A 20,367-nucleotide genomic window follows, 5' to 3' on the forward strand; every position below is an offset into this window, starting at 1 on the left:
TTTATACCTTGTATAGAGCAGCGGGCGACACGCCCAACTCGGAGAATAACCATGGACAAGATGCTGTACGTTTCCATGACTGGTGCCCATAACAACACCCTGGCCCAGCGTGCCCACGCCAACAACCTGGCAAACATCACCACCAATGGTTTTCGCCGGGATTTTGAACAGGCGCGTTCCATGCCGATTTTTGGTGACGGTTTACCGTCGCGGGTCTACGCCATGAGTGAGCGTCCCGGTACCGACTTCACCCCAGGCTCGTTGCAGGAAACTGGGCGTGATCTGGATGTGGCAGTGGGTGGCAAAGGTTGGCTGGCTGTGCAGGCCCCTGATGGCACTGAAGCTTACGTGCGCACGGCCAGCTTGAACGTCGATGCCCTCGGTGTGCTGCGTACCGGCAACGGTTTGCCGGTGATGGGCAACGCCGGGCCGATTGCAGTCCCGCCTGAGCAGAAAATCGAAATCGGTAAAGACGGCACCATCAGTATTCGTGCCCTCGGTGAAGCGCCCAATGTGCTGGCTGAGGTCGATCGCTTAAAACTGGTCAACCCAGATCTTAAGCAGATGGAGAAGGGCACTGACGGCATGATCCGCTTCAAGGGCCAAGGCCCGGTGCTGGCCGACGCCACCACGGAAATTACCTCGGGCTTTCTCGAATCAAGCAACGTCAATGCCGTGGAGGAGATGACGGCGATCCTATCGTTGTCCCGCCAATTCGAGCTGCAAGTGAAGATGATGCGCACCGCCGAAGATAATTCGTCGGCCATGGCGCGCGTCTTGCAGATGACCTAATTACCAGCACGCGGCGTCGGTAAATCGACGCCCGAGGAGAATCGATATGCTTCCGGCACTGTGGGTCAGTAAGACGGGTTTGTCCGCTCAGGACATGAACCTGACCACCATTTCCAACAACTTGGCTAACGTCTCGACTACCGGCTTTAAGCGTGACCGCGCCGAGTTTGAAGACCTGCTGTATCAGATCCGCCGTCAACCCGGCGGCCAGTCCAGTCAGGACAGCCAGTTGCCCTCTGGTTTGCAGTTGGGTACCGGTGTGCGCGTAGTCGGCACGCAGAAAATCTTTACCGCCGGCAGCCTGCAAACCACCGAGCAGCCGTTGGACATGGCAATTAATGGCCGTGGCTTCTTCCAAGTGTTGCTGCCCGACGGCACCGTCTCCTACAGCCGCGACGGTAGTTTTCACCTCAACTCCGATGGCCAAGTGGTGACCTCCAACGGTTATGCGCTGGAGCCCGCCATCGTACTGCCCAACGAGGTGCGCACCTTTACCGTAGGTGAAGACGGCACCGTGTCGGTGACTACTTCTGGCAACCCGCAACCACAGATTGTCGGCAACCTGCAGACCGCCGACTTTATCAACCCGGCGGGTCTGGAAGCGATCGGCAACAACCTGTTCCTGGAAACCGCCTCCAGCGGCGCTCCGCAGGTTGGTACACCGGGCTTGAACGGCTTGGGCACAACGCTGCAGAACACCCTGGAAAACTCCAACGTCAGCGTGGTCGAGGAGCTGGTGAACATGATCACCACCCAACGCGCCTATGAAATGAACTCAAAAGTCATTTCCACCGCGGACCAGATGCTCGGCTTTATTTCGCAAAATCTTTAATGGCGTAGGGCGGGTTAGGCGCGCAGCAGCGTAACTCACCAAGGTCTTCACCCAGCAGAATGCAACATCTGAGGTAATCGATATGAACCGGCTGATCATCATAAGTGCACTGCTTGGCCCTCTGGCTTTGAGCGGCTGCATGGCGCCCGCGCCTAAGCCGGACGATCCCTATTACGCGCCGGTGATGCCACGTACTCCGCTGCCTGCCGCGCAGAACAATGGCTCGATTTATCAGGCCGGTTTCGAGAATGGTCTGTTCAGTGACCGCAAGGCTTATCGGGTCGGCGACATCATCACCATCACCCTGAATGAGCGCACCCAGGCCAGCAAGAACAGCAGCAGTCAGATCAGCAAAGACAGCTCGGCCAACCTCGGCGTGCCTAATCTGTTCGGTATGGCCGTGTCGCCGAAAAATCCATTGGCCGGTATAGGTGCCTTGGGCATGACCAATGACAACCTGGGGCTGGATGCCAGCTTTGATGCCACGCGTTCGGCTGACGGCTCAGGTGCGGCGGGGCAGAGCAACAGCCTGACCGGCTCGATCACCGTCTCGGTGGCCGAAGTGATGCCCAACGGCATCCTGCTGGTGCGCGGTGAAAAGTGGATGACCTTGAATACCGGCGATGAGCTGGTGCGGATTGCCGGCCTGGTGCGCGCCGATGACATTGCCACTGACAACACCGTGTCATCGACCCGGATTGCCGACGCGCGTATTACCTACTCGGGCACTGGTGCCTTTGCCGATGCCTCGCAACCGGGCTGGATGAGCCGTTTCTTCCTTAGCCCAATGTGGCCGTTCTGAGGATGGTCAACATGACGCTGAGCAAATACCTGATTGCCGCCGCTGCGCTGTTGCTGGCTTCACTGGCTCAGGCCGAACGGCTTAAAGACTTGGCCAGTATTCAAGGCGTACGCACCAACCAGCTGATTGGCTACGGCCTGGTTGTTGGGCTTAATGGCAGCGGCGACCAAACCACCCAGACACCCTTTACCGTGCAGACCTTCAACAACATGATGGCGCAGTTCGGCATCAAGGTGCCGCAGGGCGGCAACGTACAGCTGAAGAACGTCGCGGCGGTATCGATCCATGCTGACCTGCCGGCGTTCGCCAAACCCGGGCAAACCATCGACATCACCGTTTCTTCTATTGGTAACGCCAAGAGCCTGCGTGGTGGCAGCCTGCTGATGACGCCGCTTAAAGGTATCGACGGTAACGTTTATGCCATCGCCCAGGGCAACCTGGTGGTCGGTGGTTTTGACGCCGAAGGCGGCGACGGCTCGCGTATCACCGTCAACGTGCCGTCCGCGGGGCGCATTCCCGGTGGTGCGACGGTCGAGCGGCCGGTGCCGAGCGGTTTCGATCAGGGCAACACGCTTACGCTTAACCTCAATCGTCCAGACTTCACCACCGCTAAGAATATTGTTGATCACATCAACGAATTGCTCGGCCCAGGCGTCGCCCAAGCCGTCGACGGTGGCTCGATTCGCGTCAGCGCGCCGCTCGATCCAGGCCAGCGGGTGGACTACCTGTCGATTCTGGAAAACCTCGAAGTCGAGGTCGGCCAGGCGGTAGCCAAGGTCATCATCAACTCGCGCACGGGCACCATCGTCATTGGCCAGAATGTTCGGGTGCAGCCTGCCGCCGTGACCCACGGCAGCCTCACCGTGACCATTACTGAAGACCCGATTGTCAGCCAGCCCGAAGCCCTTTCTGGTGGTCAGACGGCCGTGGTGCCTCGCTCCAAGGTCAATGCTGATCAGGAATTAAAACCCATGTTCAAGTTCGGTCCTGGGACCACGCTGGATGAAATCGTCCGCGCGGTGAATCAGGTTGGCGCTTCGCCTTCCGACCTTATGGCCATCCTGGAGGCGCTCAAGCAAGCCGGCGCTCTACAGGCTGACCTGATTGTGATTTAAGAGGAGGGCAGGCGATGGACTCTCGACTCTCAGCGGGCTTGCTTGGCGGCCAAAGCGCCGTAGACAGCGGTGCCTATAACGACTTGGGCCGTTTGCAGCAGTTCAAGGTTGGTGGCGACAGCGAAAAGAACATCAAGAAAGTCGCTCAAGAATTTGAGTCGCTGTTTCTCAATGAAATGCTCAAAGCCATGCGCTCGGCTAACGAGGCGTTCGGTGAAGGCAACTTCATGAACAGTAACGAGAGCAAAACCTACCAGGACATGCACGACCAGCAGCTAGCCGTCACCCTGTCCAATCACCAGAATGGTATTGGCTTGGCCGATGTACTGGTGCGGCAGATGTCGCAAATCAAAGCCGCCGACACCCGCCCCAACCCCTTTGCCCAGGTCAATGAGCCGGTGCCAAGCGCGCCGAGCAAACCACTGGCCAAAGTTGAGAGCAGCCGCGATGACAGCTCGCTGCTCAACCAGCGGCGCTTGTCGCTGCCAGGCAAACTTACCGACCGTTTGCTCGCCGGCATCGTGCCGCCCACGGCGGCTGCCGATAGTCAGCCGCTGGCGCAGAACGACTGGATCCCAGCTAAATCCTTCGCCGCGCCCGCCGACACTGCTCTGGGCTTGAGTGGTATGGACGCCATCACCGGTCGCCGCATTGCCCAGCCGCCGCTGGCACCGAGCAAGGCCGCGTTCGGTTCGAAGGATGAATTTATTGCGGCCATGTTGCCGATGGCCGAGCAAGCCGCTGACAAAATTGGCGTCGACCCGCGCTATCTAGTGGCTCAGGCCGCGCTGGAGACTGGCTGGGGCAAGTCAATAATTCGTCAGCAGGACGGTTCCAGCAGCCACAACCTGTTTGGCATCAAAACCCACAACACTTGGGAAGGCGATTCGGCGCGCGTGTTGACCACTGAATTCAAAGGCGGCAAGGCTGTTAAAGAGGCGGCGACCTTCCGCGCCTACGAGTCCTATGCCCACAGTTTTGACGATTACGTGAGCTTCCTGCAGGGCAACGGCCGTTACGAGAAAGCCCTGGCCACCACCGACAAGCCTGAGCAATTCGCCCGGGAGTTGCAGAAAGCCGGCTACGCCACAGACCCGCAATACGCCCGCAAGATCGCCCAGATCGCACGGCAGATGCAGACCTATCAAACAGTCGCGGCCGTTAGCACGCCGTCCACCAGCGGATGATGAATCATGGCTGACCTCCTCAATATTGGCCTGTCCGGCCTGTCCGCGAACAAAACCTCGCTGGCAGTCACGGGCCATAACATCACCAACGTCAACACGCCGGGCTTCTCACGGCAAGACACCGTACAGGCCACGCGTAACCCTCAGTTCAGTGGTGCTGGCTTTATCGGCTCAGGCACCACCTTGGTGGATGTGCGTCGTAGTTACAGCGAATTTCTGAGCGCCCAGGTTCGTAGCAGCACTGCGCTGAGCAGCGACGTGAGTGCTTATAAAAGCCAGATCGAACAACTTGACTCGCTGCTTGCGGGTTCTACCACGGGAATTACGCCGGCACTGCAAAAGCTCTTCTCGGCGTTGCAGACAGCGGCCGAAGACCCCGCGAATATCCCCGCGCGGCAGCTTGTGCTGTCTGAAGCGGAAGGCCTGTCTAAGCGGTTCAATACAGTCTACGATCGCATCAACGATCAAAATCAGTTCATCAACAAACAGATGTCGGCGGTCACCGATCAAGTCAACCGTTTGGTTACATCGATTGCCAGCTATAACGACGCCATCGCCATTGCCGGCGCCAACGGAGCGCAGCCCAACGACCTGCTGGACGGCCGTGATGAAGCCATTCGCCAACTCTCCACCTTTATTGGTGTGACGGCTGTGCCGCAGGATGACAACACCATCAACCTGTTCGTTGGCTCCGGCCAGCCGCTGGTGGTAGGGAGCAAAAGCAACAGCCTGCAAGTGGTGCCAGGGCAGGGCGACCCGACCCGATCTGAGGTGGAATTTGTCAGCGGTGGCTCGCGCCAAGGCGTTACGTCGCTGCTAACCGGCGGTGAGCTGGGTGGTTTGATCCGTTACCGCGCCGAGAGCCTTGATCCAACGCTCAACTCACTGGGGCGTTTGGCCCTGGCGGTGACGGATCAGGTCAACACCCAGTTGGGGCAGGGCTTGGACCTAAAAGGGCAAGTGGGCACGGCGCTATTTGGCGATTTCAATGACTCGGCCCTGGCCAGCTTGCGCGCTCGTGCGTTCTCGACCAATAGTGGTAATGCGCAACCGCAACTGAACATCACTGACACCAGCGTGCTGACCACCAGTGACTATCGCCTTGAAGTCGACGATGAAACGGCCACACCGCCTACGTTTAAAGCCCGTCGACTTTCTGATGGTGAGGCGGTAGATGTCACGGCAGTAAACGATGGCTCCGGCAATTACACCCTCAGCCTGACGCAATCCAATCCTCCGGCCTTGCCCAAGGATCAGGGGTTCAATGTGACCTTCAGTGCGGCCGAGTTTGCCAAGGCTGAGAGTGGTGATCTTTATCTGTTACAACCCACTCGGCGGGGCGCCACAAGCATCAGTACCACACTGGATCAGCCTGATCAGTTGGCCTTTGCCGCACCGGTGAGGTCCGAAGCCAATCTGCAAAACAAAGGCAATGGAGTAATCAGTCAGCCTGATTTGCAGTCCACCGGCACTGCTATAGATATTGTTGCCCTGAAAGCCGCATTCCCACCGCTGACCTTGACTTATAACGCTGCTGCAGGTGATTTCGGCGGTTTACCTGCAGGTGCCACCCTTACCCGTGTCGACAATAAAGGCGTACCTATTACACCCGCCCCGACACCATTGTTTCAGCCTGGGCAACAGAACAACTTCGTCCTCGCTTTGGCAGATGGTACCCAGGTGAGCATGAGCCTGAGTGGTCGGCCGGAAAACAATGACCGTTTCGACATCAGCTTTAACCAAAACGGTGTCTCCGACAACCGCAACGCCCTAAAGCTTGCCGACCTGCAAAATAAACAAACGGTGGGCGTAGACCCGACTGTTACGGGTATTGGCACGGGCGTCAGCTTTACCGAGGGTTACGGCGATATGGTCGAGCGAGTCGGCACCTTGACCGCCCAAGCGCGGCAAGACAGTGAGGCCACCGGGGCGATTCTTAAGCAAGCCACCGATAACCGTGACTCGCTGTCAGGGGTCAACCTCGATGAAGAGGCCGCCAACCTGATCAAATTCGAGCAGTACTACAACGCGTCGGCCCAGGTCATTCAAGTTGCGCGCTCTTTGTTCGATACCCTGATCAATACATTCAGATAAACGCGCGCCGCTTTACGGCGCGTACAGAACAATCCTCTAACCCCCGGCAGAGGGTTAGGGTATATGGCGGCTAGTAGCAGCCAAACACCGGATTGCGACAAGAGGCTTAAACATGCGCATCTCCACCATTCAGGCATTTAACAACGGTGTGCAAGGCCTGCAAAAAAACTACGCCAATGCCATCCGCACGCAGGAGCAGATCAGCACCGGCAACCGCATTTTGACACCCGCAGACGACCCGGTTGCTTCGGTGCGCCTGCTGCAATTGGAGCAACAGCAAAACGTCCTAGGGCAATATAAAGAGAACCTCACGGCGGCAAAAAACGGCCTGGCGCAGGAAGAAGTCACCCTCAACTCGGTCAACACCGTATTGCAGCGCGTGCGCGAACTGGCGGTACAGGCCGGTAACGGCGCCTTGAGTCAAGCCGATCGCGAATCCATCGCGGCCGAGTTGGGTGAGCGCGAAGACGAGCTACTCGGGCTGATGAATACCCGCAACGCACGGGGCGAATATTTGTTTGCAGGCTTTCAGGGCAAAACCCAGCCCTTCGTTCGTCAGGCCGATGGCAGTTACAGTTATCAAGGCGACGAAGGCCAGCGCAAACTGCAAATTGCCAGCTCACTGAGCGTACCGATTAGTGATAACGGCAAGAAAACCTTTGAAAACGTGATTAACGCTGGGCGTGTGCAGGCCGCTGTTACGGCCGCGCCGGGGTCAACGTTGCAGGTGTCGGCCCCGCTGGTGCAGGACGAAGTCGCGTTTTCCGGCGTTACCCCGTTTCCGGATAGTGGCGTTGAAGTGGTGTTCGACGTAGCACCTAACCAGAATAACTATGCGGTCTATGGGTTGCCCAGAACGGTTGGTGATACACCCTTGCCCGACGGCAGTGGCACCCTCGATGCGGATCCGGACAAGGCCGACAGTTTGGTGTTTCGCGGTGTAACGCTGAAGTTCTCGGGTGTACCAGTGGGTGGGGAGACTGTTCAGCTCACTGTCGACGCCACTCAGCAAAAACGAGGCATCCTCGATACCATTGCTCAGTTAAAAACTAGTTTGCAGAGCTCGGCCAGTGGCTTTCAGGTTGGTGATGCGGTAGCCGTTGCTATTACCAACCTCGATAACGGCATGACCACTGTGGACAGCGTGCGCGGTGAAATCGGCGCGCGCCTCAATGTGGTCGAAACCACCCAGACCGATAACGAAGACGTCGGCCTAGTCAATAAATCGGTGCAGGCCGAGCTGCGTGAGCTGGATTACGCTGAGGCCTTATCGCGACTGGCCTTTCAAACAGTAATCCTTGAAGCTGCACAGCAAAGCTACGTGAAAGTCAGTGGCCTTAACCTGTTTAACAAGCTGTAGGGTGGGTTACGTGGCGCACAGTCACCGTCGAAGTCTATCAATACGCTGTCCTGCGTCGCTAACCCACCCTGCAAAGCCTAAGACGCACGACGGTTCCTTGGCATAGCTTTGGGTTTACGCTGATCAAGCGCTGCAACAAGCTGTTTTTAAAAGCCAAAAATACTGCAAGCGTTTTTTTATAAAAAAAGCCTAAAGCTCCCGTAGCAAGCGCCGATACAAAGTACGAATGCGAACTTTATGGGTGCCTGGGCACTGCCCACCCAAGGTCGCACGCTCAGGCAAACACGCTAGTCCTTGGAGGACACCATCATGGCTCTTACAGTTAACACCAACGTCGCTTCCCTCAATACTCAGCGCAACCTGAATGCGTCTTCCAATGCTCTGAGTACTTCTTTGCAGCGGTTGTCCACCGGTAGCCGTATCAACAGTGCCAAGGACGATGCCGCCGGCCTGCAAATCTCCAACCGTCTGACCAGTCAGGTAAACGGCTTGGGTGTTGCAGTTCGTAACGCCAATGATGGTATCTCTCTGGCACAAACCGCTGAAGGTGCTCTGCAGCAGTCGACCAACATTCTGCAGCGTATGCGTGATCTGTCCCTGCAGTCGGCTAACGGCAGTAACTCCACCACTGAACGTCAGGCACTGAACCAGGAAGTAGGTCAGCTCAAAGAAGAGTTGAACCGTATTGCCGACACCACCACCTTCGGTGGCCAGAAGCTGCTAAGCGGAGAATTCGGCACCAAGCAGTTCCAGGTTGGCGCTAATGCCAACGAAACCATTGCCGTGCAGATCAACTCGTCGAGTGCTCGTGATATTGGTGCCAATCGGGTAAATCTTGGCGGTACTGGTGTTGGTGCGATTGGAGCCGCAGCACCTACTCCTGGCGCGGCTGCAATTGGCGGTGTAGCTACACTGACTATCACAGGGCCAGCTGGCACAGGTACTACGGGGACTATTGCAGCTGGCTCCGCAGCGGCTGCGGCCACGGCTGTCAATCTTCTGTCCGGCGCTACTGGCGTCAGCGCTGATGCACGCACAGGTGTCGAGCTTTCCAGCCTAGGCGACACTGGTAATGTGGCATTTACGTTGACGGGCAGTACCACTGGCGGAGCTGTTTCAGTCAACGCTGTGATTAATGATAAAACTAATCTAAGTGACCTGGCTGCTGCAGTTAACGCTCAAAGTTCAAAAACTGGTGTTACTGCAACGCTGACAAGTAATAACTCCAAAATCGAACTGATCAGTGAAAATGGCGATGATATCGTCATTGCCGATTTTAACAATTCAGGCACTACAAAAACTATCGCTCTAAATAAGATCGACTACGACGGTAAGGTGGCAACTACCGGTACTGTTACGCTGACTGGGGGAGCTACGCCAGCCACAGACACCGACAGTACTCGTGTCTCGGGGAATATCCGCTTGGATAGCAGTGGTGCCTTTCAAGTTACTAGTGCTGGTGCTGACGCCGCCACAGTTGCAGCTGCAGGCACCAACATTTCCGTGCTAGCTAAGGTGGCAGATGTAAATATCAGTACTGCATCAGGCGCGCAGAATGCTATCTCGGTCATTGATGCTGCAATCGCTGGTATCGATAAAAACCGCGCTGCACTGGGGGCTACTCAGAACCGTTTTGAGAACACCATCTCAAACCTGCAAAACATCTCGGAGAACGTATCCGCAGCCCGTGGTCGTATCCAAGATACTGACTTCGCCGTAGAAACCGCGAATCTGAGCAAAAATCAGATTCTGCAACAGGCCGGTACGGCGATTCTGGCTCAGGCCAACCAGCTGCCGCAGGCGGTGCTTAGCCTCCTGCGTTAAGCCTTACAGCGAGTTGGTTTTAACCTCGGGGGGTAGTGCTAAGCGCTACTCCCCGCTTTGCCATTTGAGGTGAGGTCATGGATATCAATGCAATCAATGGGTTACCGTCACTAAGTGCAACCGCTCGATCGTCTAGCCCAGGTAGCGCATCTCCAGCGGTTAGTACGGAGAAGTTAATTGCTGCTAAGGCCGAGGAGCCTACACCAACAGCCCTGACAGCTGAGCAAGCGCGCCAACCCGTCGAGGAGGCCATCTCTAGCATTAAGCAATTCGCCCAAAGCATTCAGCGTAATCTGAACTTTGCCTTGGATGATTCCAGTGGCAGGGTGGTGGTGAAGGTCACTGACGCAATGTCTGGTGATGTGATTCGGCAGATTCCTTCTGAAGACGCCTTGCGGTTGGCGGAAAGCCTGGAAGAAGCGCGTAGCTTATTATTCAAGGCAGAAGCATAAAGCGGTACGCTTCTTGATTGGCTCTGGTTTAACGAGAGCAAACGTCAATTTAACGACGAGGTGGTTAGCATGGCAAGCATTCCGGGTATTGGATCGGGCATCGACATCAACAGTATTGTGGGTGCCATGGTCAATGCAGAAAAAGCCCCTAAAGAGGCGCAGCTCGCGCGTCTGGAAAAAGCCTCTACCACCAAGTTTTCCGCTTTGGGCACGCTTAAAGGTGCTTTAAGCGAATTCCAGACGGCGATGAAGGACCTCAACAGCTTGGCGCTGTTTGAGAAGCGTACGGCCACTTCGTCAAATACCACGGCGGTCAGCGCTTCGGCCGAGAAAACTGCACTGGCAGGTTCTTATCAACTGGCAGTCAAGCAACTGGCGACCAGCAGTCGGGTGGCTACGGGTGCGATTCCGAGCGCCTACACTGCACCTGCGGATGGAAAGCTAACCGTCAAGCTAGGCGCTGCTGACACGGCAGGGTTGAGCGTCGACATTGCTGCTGGCGATACGCTTGAGCAAATCCGCAACAAGCTCAATACCACGCTCAAAGACAAGGGTGTCAGCGCCAATATCGTTAACAACCCTGCCGATGGAACCTCGCGCTTGGTACTCAATGCCAAAGACACCGGCGCAGGTAAGGATATTGTGGTGGCCGCCGATGCCGGGTTGGAGGCGTTGGCAGTGGACGGCGCGGTCAAGGCAGGTGCAAGTTCGGCAGGTTACTTAGGCGATCCGGCACAAAGCGCGATATTCAGTATCGATGGTTTGGAGCAAACCAGCGCCACTAATACTCTTAAAGATGTAATACCTGGCGTCACGTTCAACTTGTTGAGCAAGACTGAGGCGGATAAACCGCTCACCCTGACCGTAGGGCAGGACAAGGCCGGAGTCACCACCAGCATCAAGAAGTTTGTCGATGCTTATAACAAGCTGATAAAAACCAGCAGCGAGTTAACCAACGTTACTCAGGTTGGCGAAGGCAAACCGCCTGTAGTAGGCGGTTTGGTCGGTGATGCAACGGTGCGCACCTTGCTTTCAGGCGTGCGCAATGAGTTGGTTAATCCGGCCGGACAAGAAGGTGTTCGTGTACTGGCTGATTTGGGTATCACCACGCAAAAAGACGGCACCCTTAAGATCGATGATGCCAAGTTGGGTACAGCCATTACCGACAACTTTGACTCGCTGGGTAGCTTTTTTACCGGTGATAGCGGGTTGATGAGCCGGGTTGACAAGCGCATTGACGGCTATATCCAGACCGGAGGTGTGCTAGAGCAGCGTATGAAAGGCATCCAGACCACCCTTACTGACATCGACAAGCAGAAGGAAACACTGACTCGCCGCGTTAGCCAGCTGCAAACCCGACTGTTCGCACAATTCAATGCCATGGATGCGTTAGTAGGCAATTTAAACGCGACCAGCGACCGCCTGACCCAAGCCCTTGGCAGTTTGCCAGGTGTGGTTAAACAGAGTAATTGAGCCGTGAACAGTCCGATTGATACCTATAAAAGCGTCAAAACCAGCCAAGACGTAACGCCCTACCAGGCGGTGCAGCTGTTGCTCGATGGCGCGCTAGATCGTATTTCTCTCGCTCTGCATGCCCAGCGTGAAAACAGCCCAGATGTACGCGGCGAAGCGGTAGGTGCGACGCTATCAATCATCGGTATTTTGCAGGCCAGCCTGGATAAAACCCTTGGTGGTGAGTTAGCCGAAAATTTAGATGGCCTGTACGACTACATGACCCGTCGCTTAGCGGGCGTGGCGGTGGATAAAACCCCGCGTCGGCTTGAAGAAGTGCAAGCGCTACTTGAGCAAATTCGTGATGCGTGGGTAGCGATTGGCCCGGAAGTTGAACCGGCTGCCAGCTGAATATTTAGCGCATTTTTTCTAGATTAAGGCTCAAGCTGGCGGGTTGGCCGCCGATAACTGAAGTATTCCCGGCAAACACTGGAGTACATTCAGCATGAACGCGATGGTAGCCATGCGGCAGTATCAGTCCGTTAACACCCAGGCTCAGGCCGTTGATGCCTCACCTCACCGTTTGATCCAAATGTTGATGGAAGGTGGTCTTACCCGCATCGCCCAAGCAACAGGCGCGATGGAACGTCAGCAAACTGCGTTGAAGGGTGACCTCATCGGCAAAGCGATTGGTATAGTTGGCGGCCTTCGTGACGGCCTAGATTTGGCGCAAGGTGGTGAGTTGGCCAGCAACCTGGATAATCTCTATCAATACATGATTACCCGCTTGCTACAGGCGAACGCTCAGAATGACGCGACTGCCCTCGAAGAAGTTGCCAAATTACTGCGTGATGTGAAAGCGGGCTGGGATGCAATCGGTCAGTGATCCAGTTTGATGTTTAAAGGAATGTACTCATGACTTCGACAGTCCAGCGTCTAGAAAAAACCGGCAGTGCGCTGCGTAGCGCCTTGGCAAATCAAGACTGGGCCGCTATTGGTGAGTTGGATTTGCAGTGCCGTCAGGCTGTGGATGAAGCCATGGTTGAATCGGCCAGTGACGAAGATACGCTGCGCGCTCGCATGCAGGAGTTGCTGGAGCTTTATCGTGAGCTGGTCAGCGTTTGCCATGCCGAGCAACAGCGTTTGGCTCATGAACTGGTTCAACTCAATCAGTCGCAACAAGGCGCAAAAGTTTATCAGCTGTTTGGCTGACCCTCCCCGAGCGCGCAGCTGCGCGCTCGCATGATCTTCTGCTTTACCCCTCATGTATCTGTATGCTTTTCGAGCAAATTTCAGGCGGTTTACTGAGAAATTGGAAAGTGCACGCCATAAAATTGACATTGAACAGAAAATTGACTTTACTACCGGCCAAATACCGGCGCTGGGGCGAGTTGTATTTAGCGGCGGGTGTGTTTTTCACTCCAGGATCAGAAATTAATTATGTGGCGTGAAACAAAAATCCTCCTGATTGACGATAACAGCGAGCGCCGTCGTGACTTGGCGGTCATTCTGAATTTTCTGGGTGAAGACCACATAGCCTGTGACAGCCAGAGCTGTCAGCAGGTTGTCGCAGGCCTGGAGTCGAGCCGTGAGGTGCTCAGCGTGTTGCTGGGCGACATTACCGCCAAGGGTGGCGTGTTGGGCATGCTGAAGCAGTTGGCCGAATGGGATGAGTTCTTGCCGACGCTATTGCTTGACGAGCAGGTGGCTGCCGAGTGGCCGGAAGAGCTGCGCCGTAGTGTGTTGGCCTGCCTGGAGATGCCGCTGAGCTACAACAAACTGCTCGACTCGCTGCACCGCGCCCAGGTGTACCGCGAAATGTATGACCAGGCCCGTGAGCGTGGCCGTCAGCGCGAGACCAATTTGTTCCGTAGTTTGGTCGGTACCAGCCGGGCCATTCAGCATGTTCGGCAGATGATGCAGCAGGTGGCCGATACTGAGGCCAGCGTCCTGATTCTGGGTGAGTCGGGCACCGGCAAAGAAGTGGTCGCGCGCAACCTGCACTACCATTCCAAGCGCCGTGAAGGCCCTTTTGTGCCAGTCAACTGCGGGGCGATTCCTGCCGAGTTGCTGGAGAGCGAGTTGTTCGGTCACGAGAAAGGCGCGTTTACCGGCGCGATCACCACCCGTGCTGGGCGTTTCGAGTTGGCCAGTGGCGGTACGCTGTTTCTCGATGAAATCGGCGACATGCCGCTGCCCATGCAGGTGAAGCTGTTGCGCGTATTGCAGGAGCGTACCTTTGAGCGAGTGGGCAGTAACAAAACCCAGAATGCCGATGTACGGATCATTGCCGCTACGCACAAGAACCTTGAGCAGATGATCGAGGCCGGCAGCTTCCGTGAGGATCTGTATTACCGCCTCAACGTATTCCCGATCGAGATGGCCCCGTTGCGTGAGCGCATCGAGGACATTCCCTTGCTAATGAATGAATTGATTTCACGCATGGAGTTCGAGAAACGCGGCTCCATTCGGTTTAACTCGGCGGCCATCATGTCGCTGTGTCAGCATGACTGGGCGGGCAACGTCCGCGAGCTGGCCAACCTGGTCGAGCGCATGGCGATCATGCATCCCTACGGCGTGATTGGCGTCGGTGAGCTGCCGAAGAAGTTCCGCCATGTCGATGATGAAGACGAGCACATGGTTGCCAGCCTGCGCGATGACATTGATGAACGCGCCACGCTGATCTCAGGCTTACCGGGTGTGAGTTCGACGGCGATGCTGCCGCCAGAAGGCCTGGACCTAAAGGACTACTTGGGCAACCTTGAGCAGGGCTTGATCCAGCAGGCGTTGGATGATGCCAATGGAGTGGTTGCACGTGCCGCGGAGCGCTTGCGTATTCGCCGCACCACCCTGGTCGAGAAGATGCGTAAATACGGCATGAGCCGGCGTGATGACGAGGGGCAGGACGACTGAGGGCTTTTCCCCGCGTTCGTCAGTGACTTGGCGTTTGCTCAACCAATAAAGCCGAAGGTTTGACGCAACCTTCGGCTTTGTTTTTTAAGGCTTTGATTTTAATAGATATTTTTTCAGGCACGGGTATTGCTAACTCTCTTGCAACTGACTGTCTTATGACGGCTCGCTGCGCGAGAGAGACCCATGAACGCCAACCTGCAACGCCCCCAAAATGCTGACGAGCCCGCCGCACCTGTTGAGCAGGCTAGCCGTGCCGGCCTCGAACAGACGTTTGCCTTGTTTAACCAGATGTCGACCCAGCTCAACGCCTCCTACAGCATGTTGGAAGCGCGGGTAACCGAGCTTAAAGGTCAGCTGGCGTTGGTCAGTGCCCAGCGCATGCAGGAGTTGGCCGAGAAGGAGCGACTGGCTAACCGTTTGCAGAGTTTGCTGGATCTATTGCCCGGCGGCGTGATCGTGATCGATGGGCAGGGCGTGGTGCGTGAGGCCAATCCGGTGGCGCGTAACCTGTTGGGCCGGCCGTTGGTTGGCATGCTGTGGCGCGAAGTCATCGCCCGCAACTTTGCCCCGCGTAAAGACGATGGTCATGAAATTTCCCTTAAAGATGGCCGGCGCTTGTCGATTGCCACCCGCTCATTGCACGCCGAGCCGGGCCAGCTGGTGTTGCTCACTGATCTGACAGAAACCCGGCGCTTGCAGGATCAACTGTCCCGCCATGAGCGCTTGTCTGCCTTGGGGCGCATGGTCGCATCGCTGGCGCATCAGATTCGTACGCCGCTTTCTGCCGCCCTGCTTTATGCCAGCCATCTCACCGAGCAGGTGCTGCCGGCTGAACAGCAGCAGCGCTTTGCCGGTCGCCTGAAAGAGCGCCTGCACGAGTTGGAACACCAGGTGCGTGACATGCTGGTCTTCGCCCGTGGCGAATTACCTTTACCGGATCGCTTGGCTCCCACCGCGCTGTTTGATGCGCTGCGTCGCGCCGCCGACCCGCATGTGTTGGGCATGCAGGTGCGCTGGCAGTGCGATAGCCGTGTTGGTGAGTTGCTGTGCAACCGCGACACCCTGGTTGGCACGGTGCTCAATCTGATTGAGAACGCGATTCAAGCGGGCGGCCGTGAAGCACAGTTGAAAGTTCATCTGTATCAGCGCGGCGAGACTCTGCGGCTGTGCATCAGCGATAACGGCCCAGGCATCGACAGCGCGACGCTGGCCCGGCTTGGCGAACCCTTCTTCACCACTAAAACCACCGGTACTGGGCTTGGCTTGGCTGTGGTCAAGGCTGTGGCGCGCGCCCATCAAGGCGACGTACAGCTGCGCTCGCGGCCGGGGCGTGGTACCTGCGCCACTATTACCTTGCCGCTACTCGGTGCTGTGCACCCTTTGATTCAGGAGTAATCCCCATGGCGAGCAAAATTCTGTTGGTCGAGGATGACCGCTCATTGCGCGAGGCATTGGCCGATACCCTGGCGTTGGGCGGGCATGATTACCGCGCGGTCGATTGCGCCGAAACAGCGTTGCTGGCGATTGCCGAGGAGTCCTTTGGCCTGGTAGTGAGTGACGTCAACATGCCCGGTATGGATGGCCACCAGCTGCTGGCGCAGATTCGTCAGCGTCAGCCGCAATTGCCGGTGCTGCTGATGACTGCGTTCGGCGCGGTTGAGCGCGCAGTGGATGCCATGCGCCAAGGCGCGGCAGATTATCTGGTCAAACCGTTTGAGCCCAAGGCTTTGTTGAGCCTGGTGGACCGGCATGCGTTGGGGCGAGTCGCAGCCAGCGAGCAGGATGGCCCGGTCGCGGTAGAACCAGCCAGCGTGCAACTGCTGGCCTTGGCCGCGCGCGTGGCGCAGAGCGATTCCACGGTGTTGATCACCGGTGAGTCGGGTACCGGTAAAGAGGTGCTGGCGCGCTTTATTCATCAGCAGTCGCCACGTGCGAGCAAACCCTTTATCGCCATCAACTGCGCGGCAATCCCGGACAACATGCTCGAAGCTACGCTGTTTGGGCATGAAAAGGGTGCCTTTACCGGGGCGATTGCCAGTGCACCGGGTAAGTTCGAGTTGGCCGAGGGCGGCACGATTTTGCTCGACGAAATTTCGGAAATGCCGCTGGGCTTGCAAGCCAAGCTGTTGCGCGTGCTGCAGGAGCGCGAGGTAGAGCGGGTGGGCGCGCGTAAGCCGATCACCTTGGATATTCGTGTGCTGGCCACCAGCAACCGTGACCTGGCCGCAGAAGTGGCGGCGGGGCGCTTCCGAGAGGATCTTTACTATCGCTTGTCGGTGTTCCCACTGGCTTGGCAGCCGCTGCGTGAGCGTCCGGCGGACATCGTGCCGCTGGCCGAGCGTCTGCTGGCCAAGTACGTGAAGAAAATGAATCACGCGCCGATTCGTCTTTCTCCGCAAGCGCAGATGAGCCTGACCAGCTACGGCTGGCCGGGTAACGTACGTGAGCTGGATAACGCCATTCAGCGCGCGTTGATCCTGCAACAAGGTGGTTTGATTCAGCCGCAGGATCTCTGCCTGCAGGCGCCGATTGGTTCTGCGCCACTACCGAGTGCGCCACCGTTGTTTGCCGTGCCAAGTGACAACGCGTCGGTGTCATTCGAGGCGCCAGCGGCAGATTCCGGTGCCTTGGGTGATGACCTGCGGCGTCATGAATTTCAGATGATCATCGACACCCTGCGTGCCGAGCGTGGCCGGCGCAAAGAAGCGGCTGAGCGCCTGGGGATTAGCCCGCGGACGCTGCGCTACAAGCTGGCGCAGATGCGTGATGCGGGGATGGATGTGGAAGGCTACCTGTTTGCCAGTTAGGTCAGCTGAAACCTATACGCCTGAGTAGTCCGGCTACCGCCTGTAGCCCGGATTACATCCGGGCTACGACGTTGATTAATCCTTCCACGGCTTCGGTGCGCCAAGTAGGCGGCCCATGGCGCCGTAAAGCCCCAGCTCCTTGAGCACTGCAAGCTCGCCTTCGGTTTCCACCATCTCGGCAATTAACGGCAGGTCGATGCTGTTTGTGGCGCGGAATACCGCTTCGATAAACATGCGCTTGTCGCTTTCTTGGTCGATCGCGCGGATATAGGTGCCATCCAGTTTCAGGTAGGCCAGGCCTAGGTGGGTGAGGTTGCCGATTAGGCTGAAGCGCCCCCCGAAATGCTGCAGACCCAAGCTGAAACCGCTGTCGCGGATGGCCTGGCTGAGGGCTTCCAGTTCGGCTGCCGGTGGCAGGTGGCGTTCGTCCATTTCAAAGGTCAGTAGGCTGGCTTGCTGCGGATGCTGCTTGAGAATTTCAACGATGCGCTTGAGTGTGGCGCTGTCGTGCAGGGTGGCTGCTGACAGGCTCAGCGCCAGTGGCGCGGCATGCTGGCTCAGGTGCGCCAGGCTGTGTTCAAGCATCGCCAGGTCAAAGCGTGCGGTCCAGCCGAGGCGCTCAATCCAGGGGAGAAAACGCCCCGCGGCAATGGCTTCACCCTGCGGGTCAAGCAGGCGCGCCAGCACCTTGTGGTGCAGCAGCTGGTTACGGTCAGCGCATTGCACGACGGGTTGAAAATACAACTGTAACTTGCGCTGGTTCAGCGCATCGTCGATCCAGGTGCGCCAGTCATGCAGGCTCTGGGTCGCTTGGGTCTGGTAATCATCCAGGCGTACCCAATGGCGGCTTGGGTCATTTTGCGTTTGTGCCAGGGCCTGGTCGGCACGGCTGATGACCTGGCTGGCTTCTTCACCGGGGCGAAAGGCGCCAATGCCAATGTGCGCTACCGGTGTGCAGTCACTGGCGCCAGTCTGGCGCAGGTTCTCCAGGCCGCTGTGCAGTTCGCCGGCGAGCAGTTCGGCTTCTTCACTGCCAATGCCTGGGATCAGCAGACTGAATTCGCCGCCTCGGCTGCGTGAGGCCAGCCAGTCTGCACGGCTGTTTTGCTCAAGCAGGCGCTTGAGCAACTCGCCGATGGCGGCAATCAGCGCGTCAGTTTTCTGGCCGCCTAAGCGCTGATTGAGCCCGGCCAGGTCGTTGACCCGCAGCAGGAACAAATAGCCTTCAGCATTTTGTTCGTGGAGCGCCAGTTGGTTGGCCAGGCGGATGTCGAATAAGCGGCGGTTGGCCAAGCCGGTGATGCTGTCTTGGTAGGCTTCTGTGCGTAGTTTTTCGCTGCGTGCGGCTTCTTCGGCGAACAGGGTTTTGAGTTTCTCCACCATCTGGTTCATCGCCGTGACCACACGCTTGAGTTCCGGCGTGCGCGGTATGGTGGGCAGGGTGAGGAACTCGCGGCGGGTGATGGCTTGGGCTTGTTGCACCATGTTGTCCAGCGGGCGCAATTGCGTGCGCAACAGCCAGCCGCCGAGCACCGCGCTGACTAAGCCACAAATCAGCAGCCAGATCAGGCTGCCGATGGCGCTGTCCCAGAGTTTGGCCAGGGCGAATTGTGGGTTACTGAGCACCTCAACCCGTGCGGCTTGTTCCCAGCCCCGCATGATCAAGGCGTCGCCGCCCTGGGGCTGCAGGTCGACCAGTTGGCTGAACCAGGCGGGTACGCTCTCGGCGGTGGAGTCGCTGCTGCGCCGCTCAACAATGACTTCGTCACCCGGGATGCGCACCACGCGGATGCTATTGAAGTAGCCACTGTCGAAAATCGAGCTGACCATCAGTTCGATCATCGCCGGGTCGTCCGCGTGCGGCGTCATCGACAGCCCCAGCGCCGTTGCAGCGTCTTGAGCGTGTGAGCGCAACTGGCTGAGCAGTTGCTCGCGCGAGCTTTCCACGCTGGCGATAAAGCTGCCCGTAAAGGCCACAACCAGAAACAGGCAGATGGCAAGAAATAGCTGCTTGAGTAGAGACATAAGGTTCCTCCTAGCCTTCGCCGATGGCGAAGCCCTCCGTGCGCATTTTTTTCAACAGATCCTGCCAGCGCGAGAGTCTTTTTGAATCGCTCTTCTTGCTGTTAGAACCTGGGAGATAGAGCCCTTCGGCATTGAATGCATAGACCGGCAGTAGGTCTTTGCGCTGCGAGGCGGGCTTTATTTGGTTGATCAAGTTGTCCAGTACCAGCGGCTCGGCGCCGGGGCTGGCGTAGTACGTCAACACCATGTGCGCCTGGTTGTAGTTGAGCGCTTTGACGTAGGTGATACGCAGTTTTTCGCTGGGGATGCCGAGACGGCGGAGGGTGAAATACTTGGCGATGGAATAGTCTTCGCAGTCCCCCTCACCCTTGACCAGCATCTCCACGGGGGTGGCCCAGTAGTCGTTCTGTTTCCAGACTTTTATGTCATCGGTAAAGCGAATCTGCCGATTAAAGAAGCGATTGACCTCGTTGAGCTTGTCCGTCTCGCTACTGGAGCTACTGGCCTTGATTTGCGCCTCCCAGGCCAGGATGCGCGGTTTGGCTGGCCCGAGATTGCCGTAGCGGCTTTCAGCTTTTTGCAGGATTACGCCGAAGTCCCAGTTGGCCAGAGCGCTGGCCAGGCTGATCAGCAGGATGCAGCCGCCCAGCAACGCTCGGTTGAGGCGCTTGGACCATCCATAAGTAAGCTGACGGAGAGGCATGTGCCACGC

Annotated in this window: 18 protein-coding genes; 16 read left to right on the plus strand and 2 right to left on the minus strand. The window is 57.3% G+C overall.

What is annotated here, in order from left to right:
- Positions 1-51 precede the first annotated feature (51 nt).
- The 16 genes from SOP97_RS05795 (at position 52) to SOP97_RS05870 (ending at position 17,630) form a co-directional block, all read left to right on the plus strand.
- The gene (locus SOP97_RS05795) at positions 52-792 is read left to right on the plus strand and encodes a flagellar basal body rod protein FlgF (protein WP_322948551.1); all 741 of its coding nucleotides are present in this window, start codon (positions 52-54) and stop codon (positions 790-792) included.
- Positions 793-838: 46 nt separating this feature from the next.
- Positions 839-1,624: a flagellar basal-body rod protein FlgG gene (gene flgG, locus SOP97_RS05800; protein ID WP_274088298.1), complete on the plus strand. Its 786-nt coding sequence runs from the start codon at positions 839-841 to the stop codon at positions 1,622-1,624.
- An 82-nt stretch (positions 1,625-1,706) separates the two neighbouring features.
- Positions 1,707-2,426, plus strand: a complete 720-nt coding sequence (gene flgH, locus SOP97_RS05805; protein WP_274088299.1) for a flagellar basal body L-ring protein FlgH — start codon at positions 1,707-1,709, stop codon at positions 2,424-2,426.
- A gap of 11 nt (positions 2,427-2,437) precedes the next feature.
- A complete protein-coding gene (locus SOP97_RS05810; protein ID WP_274088300.1) occupies positions 2,438-3,541 on the plus strand; it encodes a flagellar basal body P-ring protein FlgI in 1,104 nt (367 codons plus the stop codon).
- Positions 3,542-3,555: 14 nt separating this feature from the next.
- Positions 3,556-4,728 (plus strand): flagellar assembly peptidoglycan hydrolase FlgJ, encoded by a 1,173-nt coding sequence (gene flgJ, locus SOP97_RS05815; RefSeq protein WP_322948552.1) that lies wholly within the window; start codon positions 3,556-3,558, stop codon positions 4,726-4,728.
- 6 nt (positions 4,729-4,734) lie between these two features.
- Positions 4,735-6,822, plus strand: coding sequence for a flagellar hook-associated protein FlgK (gene flgK, locus SOP97_RS05820; RefSeq protein ID WP_322948553.1), 2,088 nt, complete (start codon positions 4,735-4,737; stop codon positions 6,820-6,822).
- 112 nt (positions 6,823-6,934) lie between these two features.
- Entirely contained in the window at positions 6,935-8,182 is a 1,248-nt protein-coding gene (gene flgL, locus SOP97_RS05825) for a flagellar hook-associated protein FlgL (RefSeq protein WP_322948554.1), read from the plus strand.
- A 309-nt stretch (positions 8,183-8,491) separates the two neighbouring features.
- Positions 8,492-10,006: a flagellin gene (locus tag SOP97_RS05830; RefSeq protein WP_322948555.1), complete on the plus strand. Its 1,515-nt coding sequence runs from the start codon at positions 8,492-8,494 to the stop codon at positions 10,004-10,006.
- A 77-nt stretch (positions 10,007-10,083) separates the two neighbouring features.
- Positions 10,084-10,458 (plus strand): flagellar protein FlaG, encoded by a 375-nt coding sequence (locus tag SOP97_RS05835; protein WP_322948556.1) that lies wholly within the window; start codon positions 10,084-10,086, stop codon positions 10,456-10,458.
- 69 nt (positions 10,459-10,527) lie between these two features.
- Positions 10,528-11,931, plus strand: a complete 1,404-nt coding sequence (gene fliD / locus SOP97_RS05840) for a flagellar filament capping protein FliD (protein ID WP_322948557.1) — start codon at positions 10,528-10,530, stop codon at positions 11,929-11,931.
- A gap of 3 nt (positions 11,932-11,934) precedes the next feature.
- Positions 11,935-12,321 carry a flagellar export chaperone FliS gene (gene fliS / locus SOP97_RS05845; protein ID WP_322948558.1) on the plus strand — a complete coding sequence of 129 codons (387 nt, stop codon included), beginning with the start codon at positions 11,935-11,937 and terminating at the stop codon, positions 12,319-12,321.
- Between the two features lie 94 nt (positions 12,322-12,415).
- Positions 12,416-12,796 (plus strand): flagellar export chaperone FliS, encoded by a 381-nt coding sequence (fliS, locus tag SOP97_RS05850; RefSeq protein WP_322948559.1) that lies wholly within the window; start codon positions 12,416-12,418, stop codon positions 12,794-12,796.
- A gap of 29 nt (positions 12,797-12,825) precedes the next feature.
- Positions 12,826-13,122 carry a flagellar protein FliT gene (gene fliT / locus SOP97_RS05855; protein ID WP_322948560.1) on the plus strand — a complete coding sequence of 99 codons (297 nt, stop codon included), beginning with the start codon at positions 12,826-12,828 and terminating at the stop codon, positions 13,120-13,122.
- Between the two features lie 228 nt (positions 13,123-13,350).
- A complete protein-coding gene (locus tag SOP97_RS05860) occupies positions 13,351-14,823 on the plus strand; it encodes a sigma-54 dependent transcriptional regulator (protein ID WP_322948561.1) in 1,473 nt (490 codons plus the stop codon).
- Between the two features lie 183 nt (positions 14,824-15,006).
- The gene (locus SOP97_RS05865) at positions 15,007-16,218 is read left to right on the plus strand and encodes a sensor histidine kinase (protein ID WP_322948562.1); all 1,212 of its coding nucleotides are present in this window, start codon (positions 15,007-15,009) and stop codon (positions 16,216-16,218) included.
- Positions 16,219-16,223: 5 nt separating this feature from the next.
- On the plus strand, positions 16,224-17,630 hold the full coding sequence (locus tag SOP97_RS05870) for a sigma-54-dependent transcriptional regulator (protein ID WP_322948563.1): 1,407 nt from the start codon (positions 16,224-16,226) through the stop codon (positions 17,628-17,630).
- Between the two features lie 75 nt (positions 17,631-17,705).
- On the opposite strand, the gene lapD is transcribed toward SOP97_RS05870, so the two are convergent.
- Both lapD and lapG read right to left on the minus strand, forming a co-directional pair.
- The gene (gene lapD, locus SOP97_RS05875; RefSeq protein WP_322948564.1) at positions 17,706-19,655 is read right to left on the minus strand and encodes a cyclic di-GMP receptor LapD; all 1,950 of its coding nucleotides are present in this window, start codon (positions 19,653-19,655) and stop codon (positions 17,706-17,708) included.
- A 10-nt stretch (positions 19,656-19,665) separates the two neighbouring features.
- Positions 19,666-20,358, minus strand: coding sequence for a cysteine protease LapG (gene lapG / locus SOP97_RS05880; RefSeq protein WP_322948565.1), 693 nt, complete (start codon positions 20,356-20,358; stop codon positions 19,666-19,668).
- Positions 20,359-20,367: the final 9 nt, after the last annotated feature.

The sequence above is a fragment of the Pseudomonas spirodelae genome, from assembly GCF_034653255.1.
GTDB classification, from domain to species: Bacteria; Pseudomonadota; Gammaproteobacteria; order Pseudomonadales; family Pseudomonadaceae; genus Aquipseudomonas; species Aquipseudomonas spirodelae.